This is a genomic window from Ruegeria sp. AB9 (genome assembly GCF_056542585.1).
This window is the reverse complement of sequence record NZ_JBQGAA010000003.1, coordinates 207266-226806: the sequence shown is the minus strand read 5'-3', so window position 1 is coordinate 226806 and position 19541 is coordinate 207266. Positions and strand designations below refer to the sequence as shown.

At 57.3% G+C, this 19541-nt stretch carries 26 protein-coding genes; 7 read left to right on the top strand and 19 right to left on the bottom strand.

Annotation, left to right across the window (positions count from 1 at the left end; genetic code table 11):
- Positions 1–163 precede the first annotated feature (163 nt).
- Positions 164–1348: a S41 family peptidase gene (locus ACR0K5_RS10235; protein ID WP_480629600.1), complete on the top strand. Its 1185-nt coding sequence runs from the start codon at positions 164–166 to the stop codon at positions 1346–1348.
- Positions 1349–1389: 41 nt separating this feature from the next.
- Here ACR0K5_RS10235 and ACR0K5_RS10230 read toward each other — a convergent pair whose 3' ends face one another.
- Entirely contained in the window at positions 1390–2199 is an 810-nt protein-coding gene (locus ACR0K5_RS10230; RefSeq protein ID WP_480629599.1) for a division plane positioning ATPase MipZ, read from the bottom strand.
- 217 nt (positions 2200–2416) lie between these two features.
- On the opposite strand from ACR0K5_RS10230, the gene ACR0K5_RS10225 reads away from it, so the two are divergent.
- Both ACR0K5_RS10225 and ACR0K5_RS10220 read left to right on the top strand, forming a co-directional pair.
- The gene (locus ACR0K5_RS10225; protein WP_480629598.1) at positions 2417–3304 is read left to right on the top strand and encodes an AEC family transporter; all 888 of its coding nucleotides are present in this window, start codon (positions 2417–2419) and stop codon (positions 3302–3304) included.
- 78 nt (positions 3305–3382) lie between these two features.
- Positions 3383–4975, top strand: a complete 1593-nt coding sequence (locus tag ACR0K5_RS10220) for an MFS transporter (protein WP_480629597.1) — start codon at positions 3383–3385, stop codon at positions 4973–4975.
- A gap of 10 nt (positions 4976–4985) precedes the next feature.
- Here the strand turns inward: ACR0K5_RS10220 and ACR0K5_RS10215 are convergent, their stop codons facing one another.
- The 4 genes from ACR0K5_RS10215 to rplS form a co-directional block, all read right to left on the bottom strand.
- A complete protein-coding gene (locus ACR0K5_RS10215) occupies positions 4986–5213 on the bottom strand; it encodes a hypothetical protein (RefSeq protein ID WP_480629596.1) in 228 nt (75 codons plus the stop codon).
- A 217-nt stretch (positions 5214–5430) separates the two neighbouring features.
- Positions 5431–5964 (bottom strand): hypothetical protein, encoded by a 534-nt coding sequence (locus ACR0K5_RS10210; protein WP_480629595.1) that lies wholly within the window; start codon positions 5962–5964, stop codon positions 5431–5433.
- A 275-nt stretch (positions 5965–6239) separates the two neighbouring features.
- Positions 6240–6461 (bottom strand): 50S ribosomal protein L31, encoded by a 222-nt coding sequence (gene rpmE, locus ACR0K5_RS10205; protein WP_050605278.1) that lies wholly within the window; start codon positions 6459–6461, stop codon positions 6240–6242.
- An 11-nt stretch (positions 6462–6472) separates the two neighbouring features.
- A complete protein-coding gene (gene rplS, locus ACR0K5_RS10200) occupies positions 6473–6856 on the bottom strand; it encodes a 50S ribosomal protein L19 (RefSeq protein ID WP_152457026.1) in 384 nt (127 codons plus the stop codon).
- 380 nt (positions 6857–7236) lie between these two features.
- Between rplS and ACR0K5_RS10195 the strand changes: the two genes are divergently transcribed.
- Positions 7237–8037, top strand: a complete 801-nt coding sequence (locus tag ACR0K5_RS10195) for a glycoside hydrolase family 25 protein (RefSeq protein ID WP_480629594.1) — start codon at positions 7237–7239, stop codon at positions 8035–8037.
- On the opposite strand, the gene ACR0K5_RS10190 is transcribed toward ACR0K5_RS10195, so the two are convergent.
- The 12 genes from ACR0K5_RS10190 to ffh all read right to left on the bottom strand — a co-directional run bounded on the left by ACR0K5_RS10190 (position 8034) and on the right by ffh (position 15904).
- Entirely contained in the window at positions 8034–8459 is a 426-nt protein-coding gene (locus ACR0K5_RS10190) for a hypothetical protein (protein ID WP_480629593.1), read from the bottom strand. The genes ACR0K5_RS10195 and ACR0K5_RS10190 overlap by 4 nt on opposite strands.
- Before the next feature lie 134 nt (positions 8460–8593).
- Entirely contained in the window at positions 8594–9403 is an 810-nt protein-coding gene (gene trmD / locus ACR0K5_RS10185; protein WP_480629592.1) for a tRNA (guanosine(37)-N1)-methyltransferase TrmD, read from the bottom strand.
- Complete coding sequence (locus tag ACR0K5_RS10180; protein WP_480629591.1) at positions 9400–10215, bottom strand: hypothetical protein; 816 nt, start codon at positions 10213–10215, stop codon at positions 9400–9402. Before ACR0K5_RS10180 ends, trmD begins: the two co-directional genes overlap by 4 nt.
- Positions 10215–10718 carry a ribosome maturation factor RimM gene (gene rimM, locus ACR0K5_RS10175; protein ID WP_480629590.1) on the bottom strand — a complete coding sequence of 168 codons (504 nt, stop codon included), beginning with the start codon at positions 10716–10718 and terminating at the stop codon, positions 10215–10217. Before rimM ends, ACR0K5_RS10180 begins: the two co-directional genes overlap by 1 nt.
- Positions 10719–10866: 148 nt before the next feature.
- Positions 10867–11502, bottom strand: a complete 636-nt coding sequence (gene bluB, locus ACR0K5_RS10170; protein ID WP_480629589.1) for a 5,6-dimethylbenzimidazole synthase — start codon at positions 11500–11502, stop codon at positions 10867–10869.
- Between the two features lie 12 nt (positions 11503–11514).
- Positions 11515–11880, bottom strand: a complete 366-nt coding sequence (gene rpsP, locus ACR0K5_RS10165) for a 30S ribosomal protein S16 (protein ID WP_480629588.1) — start codon at positions 11878–11880, stop codon at positions 11515–11517.
- Positions 11881–11922: 42 nt separating this feature from the next.
- Positions 11923–12219 (bottom strand): chorismate mutase, encoded by a 297-nt coding sequence (locus ACR0K5_RS10160; RefSeq protein ID WP_480629587.1) that lies wholly within the window; start codon positions 12217–12219, stop codon positions 11923–11925.
- On the bottom strand, positions 12216–12770 hold the full coding sequence (locus ACR0K5_RS10155) for a GNAT family N-acetyltransferase (RefSeq protein WP_480629586.1): 555 nt from the start codon (positions 12768–12770) through the stop codon (positions 12216–12218). The genes ACR0K5_RS10160 and ACR0K5_RS10155 overlap by 4 nt, the downstream gene beginning before the upstream one ends.
- The gene (locus tag ACR0K5_RS10150; RefSeq protein WP_480629585.1) at positions 12767–13303 is read right to left on the bottom strand and encodes a GNAT family N-acetyltransferase; all 537 of its coding nucleotides are present in this window, start codon (positions 13301–13303) and stop codon (positions 12767–12769) included. Before ACR0K5_RS10150 ends, ACR0K5_RS10155 begins: the two co-directional genes overlap by 4 nt.
- Positions 13300–13851, bottom strand: a complete 552-nt coding sequence (locus tag ACR0K5_RS10145) for a GNAT family N-acetyltransferase (protein WP_480629584.1) — start codon at positions 13849–13851, stop codon at positions 13300–13302. The genes ACR0K5_RS10150 and ACR0K5_RS10145 overlap by 4 nt, the downstream gene beginning before the upstream one ends.
- A complete protein-coding gene (locus tag ACR0K5_RS10140) occupies positions 13848–14405 on the bottom strand; it encodes a GNAT family N-acetyltransferase (protein ID WP_480629583.1) in 558 nt (185 codons plus the stop codon). The genes ACR0K5_RS10145 and ACR0K5_RS10140 overlap by 4 nt, the downstream gene beginning before the upstream one ends.
- Positions 14402–15904 carry a signal recognition particle protein gene (ffh, locus tag ACR0K5_RS10135; protein WP_480629582.1) on the bottom strand — a complete coding sequence of 501 codons (1503 nt, stop codon included), beginning with the start codon at positions 15902–15904 and terminating at the stop codon, positions 14402–14404. Before ffh ends, ACR0K5_RS10140 begins: the two co-directional genes overlap by 4 nt.
- A 253-nt stretch (positions 15905–16157) precedes the next feature.
- Here ffh and ACR0K5_RS10130 point away from each other — a divergent pair, with 253 nt between their 5' ends.
- Entirely contained in the window at positions 16158–17045 is an 888-nt protein-coding gene (locus ACR0K5_RS10130; protein WP_480629581.1) for a sulfotransferase domain-containing protein, read from the top strand.
- Here the strand turns inward: ACR0K5_RS10130 and ACR0K5_RS10125 are convergent.
- Positions 17042–17566, bottom strand: coding sequence for a hypothetical protein (locus tag ACR0K5_RS10125; protein ID WP_480629580.1), 525 nt, complete (start codon positions 17564–17566; stop codon positions 17042–17044). The two genes, ACR0K5_RS10130 and ACR0K5_RS10125, sit on opposite strands and share 4 nt — an antisense overlap.
- A 257-nt stretch (positions 17567–17823) precedes the next feature.
- On the opposite strand from ACR0K5_RS10125, the gene ACR0K5_RS10120 reads away from it, so the two are divergent.
- On the top strand, positions 17824–18213 hold the full coding sequence (locus ACR0K5_RS10120; RefSeq protein ID WP_480629579.1) for a hypothetical protein: 390 nt from the start codon (positions 17824–17826) through the stop codon (positions 18211–18213).
- A gap of 57 nt (positions 18214–18270) precedes the next feature.
- Positions 18271–18801 (top strand): prolyl-tRNA synthetase associated domain-containing protein, encoded by a 531-nt coding sequence (locus ACR0K5_RS10115; protein WP_480629578.1) that lies wholly within the window; start codon positions 18271–18273, stop codon positions 18799–18801.
- Here ACR0K5_RS10115 and ACR0K5_RS10110 read toward each other — a convergent pair whose 3' ends face one another.
- Positions 18802–19539, bottom strand: a complete 738-nt coding sequence (locus ACR0K5_RS10110; RefSeq protein WP_480629577.1) for an aspartate/glutamate racemase family protein — start codon at positions 19537–19539, stop codon at positions 18802–18804.
- Positions 19540–19541 lie beyond the last annotated feature (2 nt).

Sequence of the window (19541 nt, the reverse complement as noted above, 5' to 3'; positions counted from 1 at the left end):
CCGTTCAGCGGTTCCGAATCTAAGAGATTTGATGGAACGTTTTTGCTCCACTGGACATGAGCAGGCAGGTTTGCCCGGATGCTCGAGTTTAGCTCGGACTCGAACCAAAAGCTGGCTTGCGCCCGAGGTGGACAATCAATTTGCTTAGACGATAGGGTAACGTGTGTCGCTGAGCCAGGACCTCGAACCAATTCTGGACGTTGTTAAACGTACCGATCCGAGCTTTGCTACGGTCGATCCGGAAGAAATTGACGCTCATATCGAAGATGCCAAAAGGCACGCGTCTCAGAATGCAAAAGAGCGGTTCTTGCTTTCGGCCATGCGTCTCCTGGCCCTTTCCGGCAACGGTCACACACGCCTGATTCCGAATGATGCAATCTCAGTGCTGCCGTTTCGATTTGTGACCATCGGGAGGTCGGTCTTTCTGACCAGGACCTCGAGGCCACTCACGGAATTTCCGCCCTGCAAACTGGTCACCGTGAACGGCGTAGCTGTAGAAAAGATCGAACGCGCAGCAGCATGCCTTCTGGCGGGAACACGGCAAAGAAAGCGCGTGATTGGACCTCTTCTATTTGCTTGGCCTGCGGCGTTGGCCCATTTGGGTTTTGCATCAATGGCCCGTGAGACCCAATATCAACTTCAAAGTGCCGACGGGCGAACAACCGTGGTAAAGGTGCGTAACGACGATACTGTTCCGGCGTCAGAGTTGTATCCAAGGAACGAGCACGGCCAAGTTGATCCCGTCTGGAATTACAATGGGTTTGTGGAAATTCGCGACTGTTCAGCGAATGGCCTCGTTGTGAAGCTGCCAAGCTTCTTCGATCCCGACAAAAGTGCGTTTCCCGAAGCAATCGACAGAGCCGCCACATGCGTTCAGTCCCACCGCGACAGTTTCCTTTTGATCGATGTTCGAGGCAACACCGGTGGCGACTTTTTGGTAACGATGCCGTTGATCGATGCCATCGCCGAAAGCGCACGGCGACGCGGCTGTGCTGTGCTGGTGGATAAATTCACCTTTTCCGCAGCGATCGTCTTTGTTGCGGTCCTCAAATTTCGGCTTGGGCGCAAGTTAAAGATCGTCGGGGAAGAAATGGGCGACGGGCTCAAGTTCTTTGCGGAAGGTGGCCTGATCAAGTTGCCGACCAGCGGCGCCGTTGTGCGATACTCCTCTGCGCTTCACGATTGGGAAACAGGATCGACGGATCACACGACACCACCTGACATCGCGCGCCAGCTAGTGCCAGTCCATAGACTGGAAATTGATCGAGATTGGGTTTTGTCACCGTTCGAGACAGTGCCGGAAGACATCGTTTACAAGGGGCTGGTTAAAGATCTGGCTTGCGCGTGAACGGCAGTAGAGTCCCGCATAACGGCTGCCGAGACAGCTGATCAGAAATCGATCTCCACACCCGGCAGGTTCAGCTCTTTCATCATGTCGCGCAGTTCCTGACGGGCCGCGATGTTCGAGATGTTCAGCTGTTTGACACCAATGTCTTTGAGGTCCAGCAGGGTCAGGCCACGGGGAAACAGTTCGCGGAAAATAACCCGTTCGGAAAAGCCGGAGGCGACGCGGAAACCGATGCGCTGCGACAGCATCTCGATTGCGCGCTGCATCTTTTCCTTGTTGACCATGCGCTGCGTGCCGACCCGGTTGCGGACAACGACCCAGTCGATGGGCTTCAGCCCGGCTTGTGCGCGCAGCTGACGCGCATTCCAGACCATTTCGGAATAGACGGATGGGCCGAGGATTTTCTCGCCCTTCGAGTCGATGCGCGCCAACAGGTCGAAGTCAATGAAGCTGTCATTCAACGGCGTGATCAGCGTGTCGGCCAGCGAGTGCGCCACCTGACTGAGCCGGGTGTGAGAGCCAGGGCAGTCAATCAGGATGAAGTCGCTGTCGCTTTCCAGCTGGGATACGGCAGCGGACAAACGATGGTCATAGATATTCTCGCCCGGTTTCAGTGTGGCGGCGTCGATCTCTGGCAGGTCGTGGTGGCGCGGGCTGGGCAGAGTCAAATCCGAGCTTTTGAGAAAGTTATTTCGATTCTCGAAATAACGCCCCAAACTGCGCTGACGCAGGTCCAGATCCAGCGTGCTGACCTTGCGTCCCAATCGGGCCAGCGCGGTTGCCACATGCATCGACACGGTCGATTTGCCTGCGCCACCCTTTTCGTTCCCGACCACAATAATATGTGCCATGCTTGTATTCCCAAGTCTTGCCGTGTTTCACTACACGTTGTTGGCAGCCACTATATGTTGTGTCGGTCGCGAAGAAAAGAACCTCAAGCGGCGCATTGGGGCAATATCAGACGCTATTTTGGAAAACCTAGCGCAGTGTGCGGGTTACACAGGGGCGCTTGCCATTGCAATGGCTCTGATTCACTGTCGAAAATGGTTTCGGTAAGGGGATTTTTGTTTGGAGCACCTGTTCCTCAACGTCTTGAACGTGGTTCTGCCAGTCCTGATCTGCGCTGGTATCGGCTATGTTCTGGCTGTGATTCAGGCCCCTTTTGATAACAAGGTCATTGGAGGGATCGTGTCGAAAGTCGGCTACCCGACACTGATCATTTCGCATTTGTCGACCACCAAGCTGACCGTGGGCACTTTTCTTGACATGATGACGGCCGCTGCCCTTGCAGTAGCCGGTTTCGGCATTTTGGGATACGTCGCGCTCAGGAGTCTCCGCTTGCCGGTGCGGGCGTTTCTGACGCCGTTGATGCACGGGAATGTCGGGAATATCGGCCTGCCGATCGCTCTGCTGGCACTGGGCGATGCAGGAATGGCCTACACCATGGCATTTGTGGTGGTCGTGCTGATCAGCATATTCACCGTAGGTATGTGGATTCCGGCCGGAGAATTCTCGCCCAAGAAACTGGTGATGTCCCCGATTATCTACGCCGTAGGTCTCTCTCTGATCCTGATGGCAACAGGGCAAAGCCTTCCGCAACCGATCGCAAAGTCCTTCGACATATTAGGTGGATTGTCGATCCCTCTCATGCTGCTGACCCTGGGACATACGCTCGCGACATTGCAGGTGAATAGGCTGGGCCGGGCTGTTCTGCTGACGGCTGTGCATCTGGTGATGGCCGCAGCAATTGCCAGTGTTCTGATCTGGTTGTTTGGATTCACGGGAACCGAGCGGGGTGCTCTGATCTTGTGTTGTCTGATGCCTTCGTCTGTGGCGACATATCTGTTTATCGACCAGCATATTCCGGAATACGGACCGGATGTGGCCGGGTTTATTCTTGTCTCAACACTCAGCACGATCCTGGTGCTGCCGATAGCGCTGTCCTACTGGATCTGACGCCACCCTATGCGGCGGGTGAAAAATCGCTAAACTGATGAATAATTGCATTAAACAATCTTGGTCTGAGGGTATTTTATGAGCGACGAGACCCCGGCAGATGTATCTCCGCAGTCCCGCGCCCGCGTGGTGCTGGCAATGACGGCAATTTGCATGATGGTCGTGGGGTTTAACACCACAGCCGTGACCACCATTTTGCCCAACCTCAAGGCCGAGTTCAATTTGACCCCGTCTGGGCTGCAATGGGTGATGGCAACTTATTCCGTGGCCAGCGCCACGCTTGTTTGCATCGTCAGCCGCCTGGGGGACATCACCGGCAAGATGGGGGTGTTTTTCTTTGGTATGATTGTCTTTGCAATCGGGTCGGCCTCGGCCCTGTTTGCACAGGATGGGGCCATGCTGCTGTTCGGGCGCGGTGCGCAAGGGGCAGGCGCAGCAGCGCTGTTTGGCACCTCCTTGTCACTGCTGACTGCGGCCACCCCTGAGGAGCAGCGCGCCAGCGTCACCGGCATCTGGGGTGCGATTGTGGGCCTGGCTATCGGTGTTGGTCCAATCGTCGGCGGTGCTTTCGGACACTATGTCAGTTGGCGCGCGGTGTTTGCGGTCGACCTGATTCTGCTGGCTGTGGCTTTTGCCATCGGTCTGCATGTCAGCAAACGGAAATATGTTCCCGACACACGTCTTGCCGGGGCCAAATTCCATTATGCCGGGGCCGTTGCCATCCTGTTTTTCCTCGGGCCATTGTCTTTTGCGCTTAGTAATGGGGAAAGCAGCGGATGGACTTCGCCTTTGACGTTGGTGCCGCTTGTTGTGGCCGCAGTGTCGGTAGTTGCCCTTGTTATCGTGTCCGGTCGCAGCGACGATCCTCTGATCGAGCTACGTTACTTTCGCCATCCGCGTTACTTGATGGCTGCGGCAGGGATGTTCTTTACCGGCTTTACGCTGTTCTGTTTCTTTGTCTATTTCAACACCTTCGTTCAATCGCCTGATGCCTTTGGGTACTCGTCCATCGGTGCGGGTCTGGCGATCATGCCGCTCAGTCTCAGCATGTTCGTGATTTCGGTTACCGCGCCCCGCTTTCTTGCCCCCTATAGCTTTCAGTGGCCGATTGCGATTGGCCTGGGCGCAATGGCCTGCGGGTTCCTGCTGCTGATGACGACGACGAACACCACGCATTTTACCGAAATCTGGTGGAAGCTGTTGATCGTCGGGGTAGGACTGGGCATCTGCTTTTCGCTTTTGCCACGTCTTGGTCTGCGCCTGCTCCCCGAGCAACATGTGGGGCAGGGTTCGGGGGTCATAAACGCCTGCCTCTATTTCGGAGCAACACTTGGCGCCGTAGTCGGAGGTCTGGCGGAAGCAATTACGAAACGTCGGGGTTTGTCCGAGGTAATCGACGCATTGCCCGCCGGGTCGACCCAGCGCGAAGATCTGGCCCACGCGCTGACACATGGAACGCCTAACCAGATACAGCAATTGATCGCGGGGATGGATCCGACAACGGGAAGTGCATTGGCGAAAGCTTTGCGGGATGTGCAGGACAACGCCTTCGACAGCGCCATGATGGTTGCCGCGATTGCGGCGCTTGCCGGGATGGTTCTGGCGCTGATGTTGTTGCGTGGACCTATACCACCTGTTCACAGTGCAGCCGAATTGACGCGTAAACCGTAATAATCCTGCTCTAGCCGCCGAGGTAAACCCCCTTCTGCGGCCGGTAAAAGACCTTCTGATCGTGTAGCTTACCCAGAAGTTCGTGAATGCGCCGCAACGTGTCTTCACGGCTGGCCTTGCTGACCTCCGGTTCATCCAGAGCGGCTTGTGACAAAGAAGCGACCGAGCCGCGCAAAGCGGTTTCAATCAGATCCATGTCCTCGACCGAAAGCTCGATCATGTCATTGTACTGGGGCATATTCTGGTCTCCGTCGTTTCTGGCCGCGTGGTACAGCCGAGTTTAGCACTTGCCAGCCACTGACGGAATTGTTCCGTGCCGGGGTTGGTATTGATGGTGCACAGGGGAAAGAACTGTCGTGAAACCTTACGATACTATCAGCAATGCAGCACCGCGCGCAGTTGTAGAATTTTCCGGCTCTTTTCGGGGGAGACACCGCTCAAGGTGTGCAAGAGCTTTATTCATCTTCTTCATACAGGGCAGGCACATTCTCAAAAACGCAAATCATGTCGCTTAGAGCATCTGGAACCGGTCTGGGATTTTCATAGTAGATATGGATCAGGTGTTTTGGCGCGCCCGCTGAAAAAGTCGTAAAGCCGATTTGTCGGACGCGCTCATCGCTGCTTAAGCTCAAGGATCCGTTGAATAACCCCTTGGTTGAGTCGACGATCAGCGTGGTTGCGTTGCTTTTGAGGTCCCGATGCTGGTCGATCTCCAGTGTATAGCCGGCCACAATACGAAGTCGCTTTGACGATCCGATAGTGGACCTGATAGAAGAGCGCTCGGCTATTTGGACTTTTACGCCTGCATCTGATGCGTCTGCTGACTTAAGCCAATACCGTTTCGCTGTCGGTTCATAAATAAAACTAAGCAGGTTGGGCCAAATATTGCGGGAAAACTCACATGCGGACACGCTGCTGGTTGAAAATCCAAAAAGCGTGCAGCAGACAATAATCCTGAAGGCGCAATATCTGTAACTCGAAAACTCCATATCCCTTAGGAATAAGCTAGTTGTTGAAGCGAAATACGCGAAATGTCTCTGAACCGAACACAACCTTATGGAGAGGTCAAGAACTCCACCCGTTAGTTATCAGGCAATCTGTGCCAAGCTGAGCATCTTGCTTCCGGAAGAGAGCTTGCACAGGCAAGTTTGCGGTGGTGCAACATACCTGGCCCCGCCTAAATAGATCCAACGCTCTGATCGGGGCGTTCAACAAAAAAAGGCCGTCCCATGGGACGGCCTTTTGAATTCGAAACCAGTCAGGCTTAGAAGCCCAGACCTTCGTATTTCTTCTTGAACTTCGACACGCGGCCGCCTGCGTCCATCAGGCGCGACGAGCCACCGGTCCATGCAGGGTGCACGGAAGGGTCGATTTCCAGAGCCAGCTGATCGCCTTCGGCGCCCCAGGTGGACTTCATCTGAACCACGGTGCCATCGGTCATTTTGACGTCGATGACGTGATAATCGGGATGGATGTCTTTTTTCATCTTTCCGTTCCTTACGCTTCGGCGCCAGCCTTGGGCTTGTAGTTGGTGACTTCTGCGATACGCGCGGATTTACCGCGACGGGTGCGCAGGTAGTACAGTTTGGCGCGACGAACGCGGCCACGGCGGACAACGGTGATGCTGTCGATGTTGGTCGAATACAGCGGGAATACACGCTCCACGCCTTCGCCAAACGAAATCTTGCGTACGGTGAACGAGCCGGCAATGCCATTGCCGTTGTTGCGCGCGATGCAGACACCTTCGTAGTTCTGCACACGGGTGCGCGACCCTTCGGTCACCTTATAGCCGACACGGATGGTGTCGCCGGCTTTGAAGTCGGGGATGTCTTTCCCCAGGGCGGCAATCTGTTCCGCCTCAAGCTGTGCGATCAGGTCCATCGCAATTACTCCTATCTGCTCGTGGTTGGTCCACGAAGTTTGGGCACGGCCTGAGAGCTCTTGGTCTTCACCGGGTCCTGCACGCAGCCCGCCAGAGGTCAGATCGACTGTTCCTTTGATCTGGTCCGCCCTGTCGCGCCGTGGCCGAAGAAAGCCGGGCGTTACGTCAGAATGCAAACCAAAACACCGGAGTCGCGCAAAGCCACACCGGATTGCGGTCGTTTAAGGCTATTGTGCAGAGGGATCAAGAGAAAACCGCAGCAAATAGCAGTCCGATCCGGTGGGTTTCCGCCATTTGGAAACTGAGGCGTTGCCATAGCCGTCAGATCGGGCATTCTGGACCCAATAACAAGAGCAGATATTTCAGACAGGATCCAATGATGCGATTTGCATTCATGCTGGCCGTAATGGCCGCTGTGCTTATGTCTTGCGGGCGCGGCGGTCCGAAACCGCAATCCGTGGAACCCTCGCCCGGGGTGGATAGGACCGCGCCGTCCGTGATCTATCCCGATTTTGGCGATGCTGATCCCCATGACTGGGACGGACGTCATCCCGGACTATACCCGATCCACGGATTGGATATCTCTCGTTGGCAAGGTCCGATTGACTGGCGCACAGCCAAGGCATCGGGTGTGAGTTTTGCGTTTATGAAAGCGACAGAGGGCGGAGATGTGGCCGACCCCATGTTCGATGACCATCGGCGCGGTGCTCAGGCTGCGGGCGTTCCCTGGGGGGCCTATCACTACTACTATTTCTGCCGATCAGCCCGGGAACAGGCGCGTTGGTTTATCCAGAACGTCCCGAAAGGTGCGGACCTGCCGCATGTGCTGGATATGGAGTGGACGCCGCATTCCAAGACCTGCACATTGCGACCCGATGGCAGAACCGTCCGCGCCGAAGCGCAACGTTTTCTGGACATTCTTGAACAGCACTATGGCCGACGTCCGATTGTCTACACCACGGTGGATTTCTTTGAAGACACCGATATCGGGCGCTTGCCCAAGACCGAATTCTGGTTGCGATCTGTCGCGGGTCATCCGCGTCAGGTCTATCCCCGCACGGTCTGGCGGTTTTGGCAATATACCGGCACCGGGCTGGTGCCGGGAGTTCAGGGACGGGTGGATATCAACACGTTCAACGGCACCCCAGAGACTTGGGCCAGCTGGAAAGCGCAGCGTTAGGTGTTTGGCGTTCCGTAGGTTTCGATTGTACCGCCGCTGACCAGATGATCCAACCGCCGTTCGCGTTCATCACCAAAGGCATTGCGCACCCAGAACGACTCGCCCGCGCTCAGTTCGCGACGCTCGAACCCGCGCTCACGCAGGCAACGATCCACCTGATCGATTTCACCCTGCGCACGCAGTTCGTCCTGAAACGGGGCAGTGACCGCCGGGCCCAAAATGATGCCCCAAAGAAGGATGTTGGTCGCATAACCTCCGACCACGGCGCTGTTGCCACCTTCGTCAGCTTCCTGAGAACAGGAATCAACCGCAACCCTGGCAGAGTGCAGATTGTGACCGGCTTGCGTGGGAACGGACATCCCGAGCGGTTTGGTGGTACAGGCGGAGGCAACCAACAATGCGCCAAGCAATAGCTTTTTCATAATGTCGTCAGTCTCATTTATTGTTACCCAAGAAACGTATGGGACCTAAAAGTGAATAAAATGAGGCGTGATCAACTTCAAATGGCAATCTGACAAACATTGAATCTGCGGCATGTCCGCCACATGCAGCCGCTCTATTCCGATGTATCCGAACGGGACTTCTCATAGTCCGCCCAGATATCCGGTCGTCGTTCGCGGGTGATGTCTTCGGCCATTTTGTGACGCCATTCCGCTATGCGTCCGTGATGACCGGACATCAGAACTTCCGGAATCGGGCGGCCGTTCCAATCTGCCGGACGAGTATATTGCGGGTGTTCCAGCAGGCCTGAGGAAAAACTTTCCTCTTCGGTCGAAGCCTGATTGCCGAGAACGCCGGGGATCAGCCTTACGGTGGCATCAATCAGGGCTTGTGCGGCGATTTCTCCGCCGGTCATGACGAAATCGCCCAGTGACACCTCTTGCACGCCGTAGTGTTCCAGCACGCGTTCGTCCACACCTTCGAATCGGCCACACAACAGGGTCATGCCGTCACATCTTGCAAGGTTCTGCATCATGCGCTGGTCCATACGGCGCCCGCGCGGGCTAAGGTATATCAGTGGCCAGTTCCCCTGAATGCCAGCCATGCTGTGCTCGATTGCATTGCCCAGTACATCTGCCCGCAGGACCATCCCCGCGCCCCCTCCGGCAGGGGTGTCATCGACGTTGCGATGCTTGCCGACGCCAAACTGCCGCAAGTCAACGGTTTCCAGCTGCCACAGCCCTTCTTGCAGGGCCTTGCCTGTCAGGCTTTCGCCCAAAACACCAGGGAAGGCAGAGGGGAACAAGGTGATGATCTTGGCTTTCCAGACCCCGTGCAGGTCCGGAGTAGGCGTCATCAATTCACGTGGCTTCAGGGTCGGGCGGATTGCCTTACGGCCATGGGATCTGCTGGGTTTCTCAGTCATGTCTGGCTGGCCAGTTCGTTCTGCGCGGTTTGAATCAAAGCCTTCTTCTGGGCGATCATGGCGGTTTCGTCCAGCGAGGAACGGTTCAGCGCCAACATTTCCTGCAGCACATCTTCGGAAAACGCAGGAGTGCTATGTGCAGGCCTGACTAGGTGTGCAGCGTGTTCAGGCGCCAGGTTCAGAAATTCGGCCAAGGGTGCGCCTGCGCCAAAGCGATGGTTCTTCAGTGCCTCCATCCATTCGGTTCGAACAGTGACAGATGGCAGCCGGTTCCGGACGGCGTCAGCGGTTTCCAGTAGCGATGGCAAATGGGCAAGATCGGAAGAGAAGGCATCTAAATCCTGCACCAAGCGCGATTTCTGCAAGTCATGAGCCCACAGGCTCCGCAGCCATTGATCGCGGTCGCGCAAGGACATGTAGATGGTGATATCGGTCTTGTCGCCCAGAAACCGGCGCCGTACGAGGCTAACCACAGTTTCTGCCAGTTCCGGTGCGGCTCCGTAACCTTCGCGCTTGTTCCTGCTGGGGCGCAAACCTGCGAAGTTTTCTTCGCTCAGGATCAACCCCCGGCGTGCGCCGAAATCAAGATTGTCGAGAAACTCGTGCAATTGACCGCCAAATCCAGCCAATGTGGAATCCAGCCGGTAAAGCGAGTGACGCGTGGCCGTCTCGCTTAACCCGCTTTTGCGTGTTTTATAGGGAAGGACCAAAGCAAAGCGTGGCCAGATCAGCTTCCGGTTTTCATGGAGGAAAGACTGTGCTGCGGCCATGCCTGTCTTGTGCAGGCCCAGATGCAGCAGGACCCGTCGCATCAGATCAGGCCTTCGGGCGGGTCGGCCACGATACGGCCATGCTCCAGGTCCACTGTGGGCACAACCTGCATCGTGAAGGGCAGCAAAACAGTGGTTTTCAAGCCCGGCCCGTGCAATTCCAGCAAGTCTGCAGCTCCGTGGTTCTGCACGGATTTGACCTTGCCCAACAAGTTGCCGCCGGTGTCATAAACCTCGAGTCCGATCAGATCGTTGTGGTAGAACTCATCATCCGGCAGCGAGGGCAACTGATCGCGCCTTGCAAACAGGCGCAATCCATTCAGTGCATCCGCCTGCTCCTTGGTTTCAATGCCGCCAAGGCGGGCCGCGAAGCCATTCTTGATTGCGCGCGTCAGAACAACCGGATAGCGCTCGTCGCCCGCTTCATCGGTCAGTGGCGAATACGCTTCGATATCTTCGGGAACGGCGCAATAACTTTTCAGGCGCACTTCGCCGCGCACGCCATAAGACCCTGCAATGCTGCCGACGCAGATTAGATCACTCATTGGCGGCCCCCGTCGTCAAGCAAATCCCATTTCTCCACTCGCCAAGCCCATCGCAGGCTTCGCGCTGATTGTTGCGCTCAAAGAACACGCCCACAATAAAGGCGATCAGCAACAAAATGGGAAGTCGTATCAATCCGAACATAAGGTCTTACCGTGTTTCGATCGTCAGGCTCTCGGCCCGGTTTTCCCAGCCGACCTGTTCCAGTTCAGGCTTGTCCGACATCTGTTCGGGCCAGCCGACACAGAAATATCCGATCAGGCGCCAGTTCTCAGGAACATTCAGATCGCGCATCATCTGGTCGGGATCCAGAATAGAAACCCAGCCCAGCCCCAGCCCTTCGGCCCGTAGGGCAAGCCAGAACAGGGTGATGGCAGAAACGACGGAATAGCGCCGCATTTCGGGCATCGTGCCTGCGCCAAGGCCCATTCCCTTGTCCGTGCTGTCGTCGCAGAAGACGGCCAACTGCACAGGGGCTTCTTGCATCCCGGACAGTTTCAGGCGGCTGTAAAGCTGCGCCTTGTCACCGGAATACCCTGCCAAAGCTTCATCATTAGCGGCTTGAAAATTCTTCAGCGCTGCGGCCCTTGCCGCTTCGCTTTCGACGCGGATCACGCGCCAGGGTTCGCTGAGCCCAACCGAAGGGGCCAGTCGAAATGCGTCGAGGCAGCGCACCAGCACTGCCTCGTCCACGGGTTCGGCGCGGAACCGGCGCACATCACGCCGGAGCCGCAACAACAGTTCGAACTGCGTGCGAAAATCGTCAGTAAAGGTTTGATCCCGCACGCGCCTGCCTGCTTATTCTTCTGCAGCAGCTTCGGGCGCTTCAGCTGCCTTTGCCGCTTTCTCTTCTGCGCGCTCCTGAGCTTTCTTGCCCGGGGTACCCTTGTTGGGGTTGTTGCGCTCGGCCTTGTCACGGGCACCGGCTGCTTCCAGCATACGTGCGATACGGTCGGTGGGCTGGGCACCCTGGTCCAGCCAGTACTGGATGCGCTCCATGTCCATTTTCACGCGCTCTTCGCTGTCTTTCGGCAGCAGCGGGTTGTAGGTGCCCAGTTTCTCGATGAAACGGCCGTCGCGGGGCATACGGCTGTCAGCAGCCACGATGCGATAGAAGGGACGCTTTTTCGAGCCGCCGCGGGCGAGACGAATTTTCATTGCCATGGTGGTATCTCCTTTGAATGGCGTGTCCGGCGAAAGGCCGGTTTAGTTCTGGTGTTTCTTGTGGTGTCGGATGACTTCCTGAATGATGAAATTCAGGAAAGCCTTGGCGAAATCGGGGTCCAGATCGGCCTCTTTCGCCAGGTCTTCTAACCGTGCGATCTGCGCCGCTTCGCGCGATGGATCGGACGGGGGAAGGTCGTGTTCGGCCTTGAGCTTGCCAACGGCCTGCGTGTGCTTGAACCGCTCGCCCAGTGTATAAACAAGGATCGCATCCAGCCGGTCGATGCTTTCGCGGTGGTCCTTCAACAGCGTGGCAGCCTGTGTCACGGGGTTGGTCATTGGCCGGTCCTTTCGGAGGTCAAAACGGGTTCAGACAATTCGATTTGCGGGTGCCGCCAGATCTGGGCGCGTTTGCCCAGCAGTTCGGCATCCTGTTGCTCCAGCGTCGCGCCGAGGCGCTCGGCCAGGGTGCGCGAACGTTCATTGGCATGTGCTATATAGCTGATGACGCCATTCAGCCCCTGATGGCGCGCAGCGTATTCACGCGCAGCTTGCGCGGCTTCAAAAGCCAGACCTTTGCCTTCAGCATGTTCCATCAATGTCCAGCCAAGCTCGGGTTCCTGCCAGCCGGGAACATTGATCATGCCAACCCAACCAACGAAATCACCGCTCGATTTCTCGGTCAGATGCCACAGGCCAAAACCATTGAGCGCCCAATGGCCCAGGCGTTTGGCCAGCGAATCCCAGCTGCCAAGCGAGTCCTTCGGTCCGCCCACCATATGGCTGCGTTCCGAGGCGAAAAACTCGGTCATTGCGGGCAGATCATCATTGTGTGGTGCGCGCAGAACCAAGCGGTCAGTTTCGATTTGCGGGATCTGGAACGTTGTCATGCGCACGCCTCGGACAACTGGTCGGGTCCTGGATGGCGATAGACCATCTCGGTGGCGTGAGTGACGTTTTCAAAGCTGCGCTCGTAATACGCGCCCATCCGCTCGGCCAGGGCGACCGAGCGGTCGTTGCCCGGCATTATGTTCGAACTCAGGGTTTCAAAGCCCAGCACTTCATAGGCGTAGCGCCGGATCTCTTCCGCTGCTTCGCGCGCATATCCTTTGCCTTCGCTGCCTTCGTACATGACCCAGCCCAATTCTGGCTCGGGCCAGCCTTCGGGGTACCAGAGGCCAACGAAACCAACAGGCTCTCCGTCGTTCGTTTCCGCTGTCCAGAACCCATAGCCGTGCAGAGCCCAATGGCCGATCATACTGGCAAACCAGCGCCAAGCCTGATTCCGGTTCAACGGGCCGCCGAACCCCCAGCTGCGGTCTCTATCGGCAAAGAAATTGGCAACGTCGTCGAAGTCGCGGGCTTCGGGGCCGCGCAGGTTCAGTCGTTCGGTTTTGAGCGTTGGGATCTGGAGGTCGATCATGCGTAGGCCTCCATGCCACCATTGACCAGATCGTCCGGGGCAGGGTGCCGCCAAACCTGCATCGTGCCAAAGCCGGGGTGTTCAAAGAGGTAATCGAACTGTGCCCCCAGCCGTTCAGCGACCGCCTTGCTGGCAAGGTTGTTAGGATCAATCAGAGAGATCGAGGTTTCCCAACCCAGTATGTCATAGGCATGTGCGCGCGCGGCCAGCGCCGCTTCGGTCGCATAGCCTTTGCCGGTTGCGTGGTTCATCAGGGTCCAGCCGATTTCGGGCTCGGGCCAGCCGTGAGGGTTCCACAAACCAACATGGCCGACATAGGTGCCGGTGTCTTTTTCCTCGACACCCCAGAATCCATACCCGCGCATCGCCCAATGGCCCAACAGCATGGCAACGCTGCGCCACGTCTCGTCCGGGCGTTTCGGGCCGCCGACAAATTTCGAGGCGTCGCTGGCAAAGAACTCAGCTTCTGCTTCGACATCTGCTTCACAGGGTGCCCGCATGATCAGGCGTTCGGTTTCCAGTGTCGGTATGGCCATGGTGAGCGTCATGCCTGCACCTCGCCATAGCGCCAGACGTGCTGGTCTGCACCGAAGGAACGCTCAGCGTTCTCGTCGCGCCGGGCTCCCAAACGTTCGGCAAGCGCGTTCGAACGGGTGTTGGCGGCAGACACATAACTTACAAACTGTCCTGATCCCAGAAGATCAAAGCCAAAGTCTCGCACTGCACCGCAGGCTTCGGTGGCATAACCTTGCAGCCTGTGTTCAGCGCTAAACATATAGCCAAGCTCGGGCTCATGGTCGTCCCATTCCAAACCCAGAATGACGAAGCCGATAGGCTGGTTGGTTTCCCGCAGCACTACTGTGAACAGGCCATGACCATGCAAAAGCCAACCGGACGTGTAATAGGAGAACTCTGTCCAGGCTTCCTGATCGGTATCGCCAAAGCTGTCCTTGCAGATTGACGTCCACACCGGCAGGTCGTCCAGAGTGGGCGCACGCAGAACCAGCCGCCGAGTCTGAATGACCGGCAGGGCTGCGCGATACTGCGCTGCTGCCATCGCCGCCTTACCGGACGGGGGCTGGGTGCAGCGTGCTGGCGTCACTTTTTCTTTCCAAACCCGCTCAGACCCGGGGGCAGACCCATGCCGCCGCCCAGTCCGGGTAGGCTACCGCGTCCGCCCATCGCCTTGGCCGCCTGTTCCAACGCCTTGGGGTCCATGCCTGCGGCCATTTCCTCGGGGCTGGGGCCGCCTTTGCCGAACATGCCTTTCATGGCCTGTTTCAGCATCTTGCCTTTGCCCATCTTGCCCATCTTCTTCATCATGTCCGACATCTGCCGGTGCATCTTGAGCAGCTTGTTGAGGTCGCTGACCTCCATCCCGGAACCGGCGGCGATGCGCTTCTTACGGCTAGCCTGCAGCAGCTGCGGGTTGGCGCGTTCGCGTTTGGTCATTGACTGGATCATTGCGATTTGCTGGCGCAGGATCTTGTCGTCCAGTCCGGCCTGATCCATCTGCTTGGCCATCTTGCCCATGCCCGGCATCATGCCCATCATGCCCTGCATGCCGCCCATCTGGATCATCTGCTCCAGCTGCATTTTCAGGTCGTTCATGTTGAACTGACCTTTGACCATGCGCTTCATCATGCGCTCGGTCTGTTCCATCTCCATCGTTTCCTGGGCCTTTTCGACCAGGGCAACGATGTCGCCCATGCCCAGAATACGACCGGCGATCCGGTCCGGCTCGAAGGTTTCGAGCGCGTCCATCTTTTCGCCCAGACCGACAAAGCGGATTGGCTTGCCGGTGACGGCGCGCATCGACAGCGCCGCACCGCCGCGCCCGTCACCGTCCATCCGGGTCAGGACCACGCCCGAGATGCCGACCTTGGCGTCGAATTCCTCGGCCACCTCGACGGCAACCTGACCGGTCAGGCCGTCGACGACCAGCAGGGTTTCGCGCGGGTCGACCACGTTGCGGACCTGCTCGACCTCGTCCATCAGGACTTCGTCGATGTGCAGACGGCCCGCCGTGTCGAGCATGTAGACGTCATAGCCACCAAGCGTTGCCTGCTGCTTGGCCCGCTTTGCGATATCCACGGGTTTCTGGCCAGGAACAATCGGCAGCGTATCGACACCAACCTGCGTGCCCAGTACAGCCAGCTGATCCATCGCCGCCGGGCGATAGACGTCGAGCGAGGCCATCAGAACCTTCTTGCCCTCTTTCTCTTTCAGGCGTTTGGCCAGCTTACCGGTGGTGGTGGTCTTACCCGAACCCTGCAGACCGACCATCAGGATCGGGGCGGGCGGGTTGTCGATCTTCAGTTTGCCGGGGTCTTCCTCGCCGCGCAGGGTATCGACCAGCGCGTCGTGCACGATCTTAACGACCTGCTGACCCGGAGTGATCGATTTGGTGACGGCCTGTCCGGTCGCCTGTTCCTGCACCTTCTTCACGAAAGCGCGGGCAACCGGCAGCGAGACATCGGCCTCAAGCAGGGCAACCCGTACCTCACGCAGGGCGGTCTTGACGTCTTCCTCGGACAGGGCACCCTGTTTGGTCAGCCGGTCAAAGACGCCGGAAAGGCGTTCGGATAGATTTTCAAACATGCCTTCGGCCTCCTTAGCCGGTTATCAGTTGGCGCCCCCTAGATAAGGGCAGACGGGTCAATGCACAAACGCCCCCACGGGCGAAACTCGCTGGTGGGGGGCGATCCCTGAACGACTCAAGGGACCGGAAGGTCAGACGCTTCCGGATGTTTGGCAGTCATCTACGCCTCTGGGCCGCGCGAGTCAAGATGAGCTATTTGCAGGCCCTTCTTGTGGGGTAACCTGATCGAAACAAGCTTTGGGAGGGGGGGCAATGAAGGACAATCTTCCGCAAAAGACCGCCGACTATGTTGGCGAAGTCACCAACACGGATATCTGGTCCGAATTCGAGATACGACCCGACGACATCTTTGTTTGCACACCACCTAAATGCGGCACCACATGGACGCAAACGCTGGTGCGTATGCTTATCACGCAAACCGCCGACCCCAGCGTTTACGACAATAAGATATCGCCATGGCTGGATTGCGGATTTCGGGATCGGGTCGAACAGGCAAATGCGCTGAACGCGCAAAACCATCGGCGCTGCATCAAGACACATACGCCGCTGGACGGCATCATGTTCTCACCGGAGGCGCAGTACCTGGTGGTGCACCGCCATCCGGTGGACGTTCATTTCTCCATGCGCAGCCATGTAAACAACATGAAGGCCGATTGGTTGGATTATCTGTTCCCTGACGATCTTTCAGAAGCGTTTGTCATGTTTCTGGACCGACCCGCGTCGTCAAAAGGTACCGACGACCTGACGCTCAGGGCTTTTGTCCATCACTTCCAGTCCTTTTGGGTGTTTCGCGACCTGCCCAATATTCATTTCTTGCACTATGCCGAGCTCAGCCGCGATCTGCCGGGACAGATCGCGCGGCTTGCACGGATCATGGACATTGATGTTGACCCGGATCTGGTCAAGGACATAGCCGAGGCCGGCAGCTTCGGGTCGATGAAAAACAATGCCATACATCTGGAACAAACCCCCGGTTTCAGCAGCGGGTTCCATGATTTCGCGCAGTTCTTCTCCTCGGGTACCAGCAACAAGTGGGAAGGCAAACTGACGCCGGAAGACATGGAACGATATGACACCTGTATGTCCAAACTTGTCACTCCCGAAGAACGCTTGTGGCTAGAAAGCGGGCGCACCCCTTAGCCGGTTCTGGCGTCACGGTCGTCTTGCCTGAGCTTCGAAGGAAGCCATTCATTTACAGCTTCTGTCAGCCGGTGCGATCCCGACCCACTGGAATACGCTTCGGTAATGGGATGGCGACCGGCGCTCATTCCTTTGTCAAGAACAAGGACCGGACGATACAGCGTCGAAGTGCCATTGTCGCCGCGGGAAGTCGTGCTTTCAACTTCTGCGTGGGACAGGTTGGATAGCTTGTGTTCTACTGCCTCATAGCCAAAGACAGACTGGCGGCGGATCAAAACACTGTCCCTGTTCCTGTCCAGAATGATCTGAACCCGTCTGACAAAAGCGCAAAACGCACCAAAGCCCAGACCGCCCCCGCCCAAGGCGAAGATCAGACCGAACAAGATGCCTTCACCGCCGGTGCTCATCAGGAAAATGCCAAGGCCGACAAAGATCAGGATGAAAATGATCAGCGTGATGTCGATGAACCAGGGCGTGTTGGCGATGATCAGTTGGTTTGGGGCGTTTTGTTTGACTTTCATAGCGGTACGCTAACACTGAATCTGTGGGCTGTCGTGGATTGAGTAGGCGTGCGTGTCGCGCGTGTGGGCCACTGAGCAATAGTCACTTATCTGTACGAGATCGGCTTGATTGCGATGAAAGCTGATGGGGACGCAAAGGTCGCACCCTTCACGCGGGTGTGATCGGCACAAAGCCATTGCGGGGTTGAGCCTGACCGTAGTTGGCGGCAGTGGGGACAAAGCAATATGTCCGACAGATTTCAAAACGAGGCCTTGTGATGCTTTCCAAAACCCTGACCACCGTTGCCCTGATTTTTGCTGCCTCGGCAGGCGTTGCCGCTGAAAAGACCCTGAACTCAAGCGAAATCGAAACACTGCTGACAGGGACTACAATCAAAGGCCTGCATTACGGCGTCGAAACCCGCCAGTACTTCGCACCATCCAGTTTGACGCTTTGGATCAAGGAAGGCGACGACGCGCCGTCCGAGGCGCGCTACAAGATCGAAGACGACCAGTATTGTTCCAGTTGGGCCGGCCTGTGGGCAGAGCAGGATTACGGCTGTTTCAATATCGCCCATGACGAAGATCAGGGGTTGTATTACTTCATCGGCGACAATTTCCGCGCACCTTTCGTGACGCTGCAGGGGTTCGAACTGCATTTCGACTGATTGCGGGTCGGTCCGTTCTGTGGCACAGCGCAGAAAACTCTGAGCAGGGAGATCGGGATGGACGCCTCATCCGCCTATCAGGACACACTACCGCTAAGTTCCGACGCGCTGCTGGCGCAACTGGACGATTGGGGGCTGGCGTATCGCCTGCACACTCATGTGCCCTTGCGTACAGTTGAGGATGCCAAGGCCGTCGAAGGTCAGTTCATGGTGCCGGGCGAAAACGTGCTGCGGGTCAAGAACCTGTACTTGCGCGACAAGAAAAAGCGCAACTATCTGGTGACGCTCGAGCAAAGCCGCGAGATCGATCTCAAGGCCTTGGGGGTAGAGTTGGGCATTGGTAACCTGTCCTTTGGCTCGGCGGACCGTCTGTTACAGAACCTTGGCATACGCCCCGGCGCGGTCAGTCCGCTTGCTATGATCAACGGGGTTCAGAACAATGTGCAGTTCATTCTGGACGCCGCGGCCCAACAGGCCGACGTGATAAATATGCACCCGCTGGTCAATGACCGTACCGTGGTTCTGAAACAGGCTAACATGATGGCTTTCTTCGATCGCATCGGGTGCGAGATCACCTGGCTGCCCTGATTACTCAAGCGCCTCTTTCAGCGCGGCGGTGACATGCGCGGCTGACGGGTTGACGAACAGGTGCCCGTCAGCCTCGAACACCGGATCATCCAGGTGGTTGGGGAAAGCCAGCGGCAGCTCGGTACAGGCCAGCAGGATCGCGGATCCAGGCTTCGCGTGCTTGTTGCAAAACGCCAGCAATCGCGTGCGGGCCGTTTCGGATGCGCCACCGTAGAAATCACTGTCGATCATGGCCTGCATCTCGGCAATCTCGGGTTCGGGCAGCCGCTCGTTCGCCGTGATGCCCTCGGCAGCCAGACGCTCTGCGTAGTTGGTGGCCTGCATTGTCACAGTGGTTCCCAGAACCAAGGCCCTTGACGCACCTGTGCCAGTCGTTGTGTCAGCGGTAGCGTCAAAAATGCTGAGGATGGGCATGGAAACACCCTGCCGGATCGCGTGAAGCCGGGCGTGTGGCGTGTTGGATGCAATGATGCCGAAATCGCAGCCAGCGCGTTCCAGAGTTAGCAGCGCATCGCGAAACACCGCGTCAAAATCCGTCCAACTCGCCTCGTCCCCGGGGACACCACGCAGGGCACGTGTTTTTGCCTGTGTGACGGATTCGATAGTCATCGGTGGGATGGGTAAAGGCGAACTGCGGCCGCGTTCCGCGTAATGACGCCCGGCCCCTTCGGCAATCGCTCTGTAATAATCGACGGTCGAGGCCCAGCCCACGCCGCCCAGAATGCCGATTTTCTTCATGC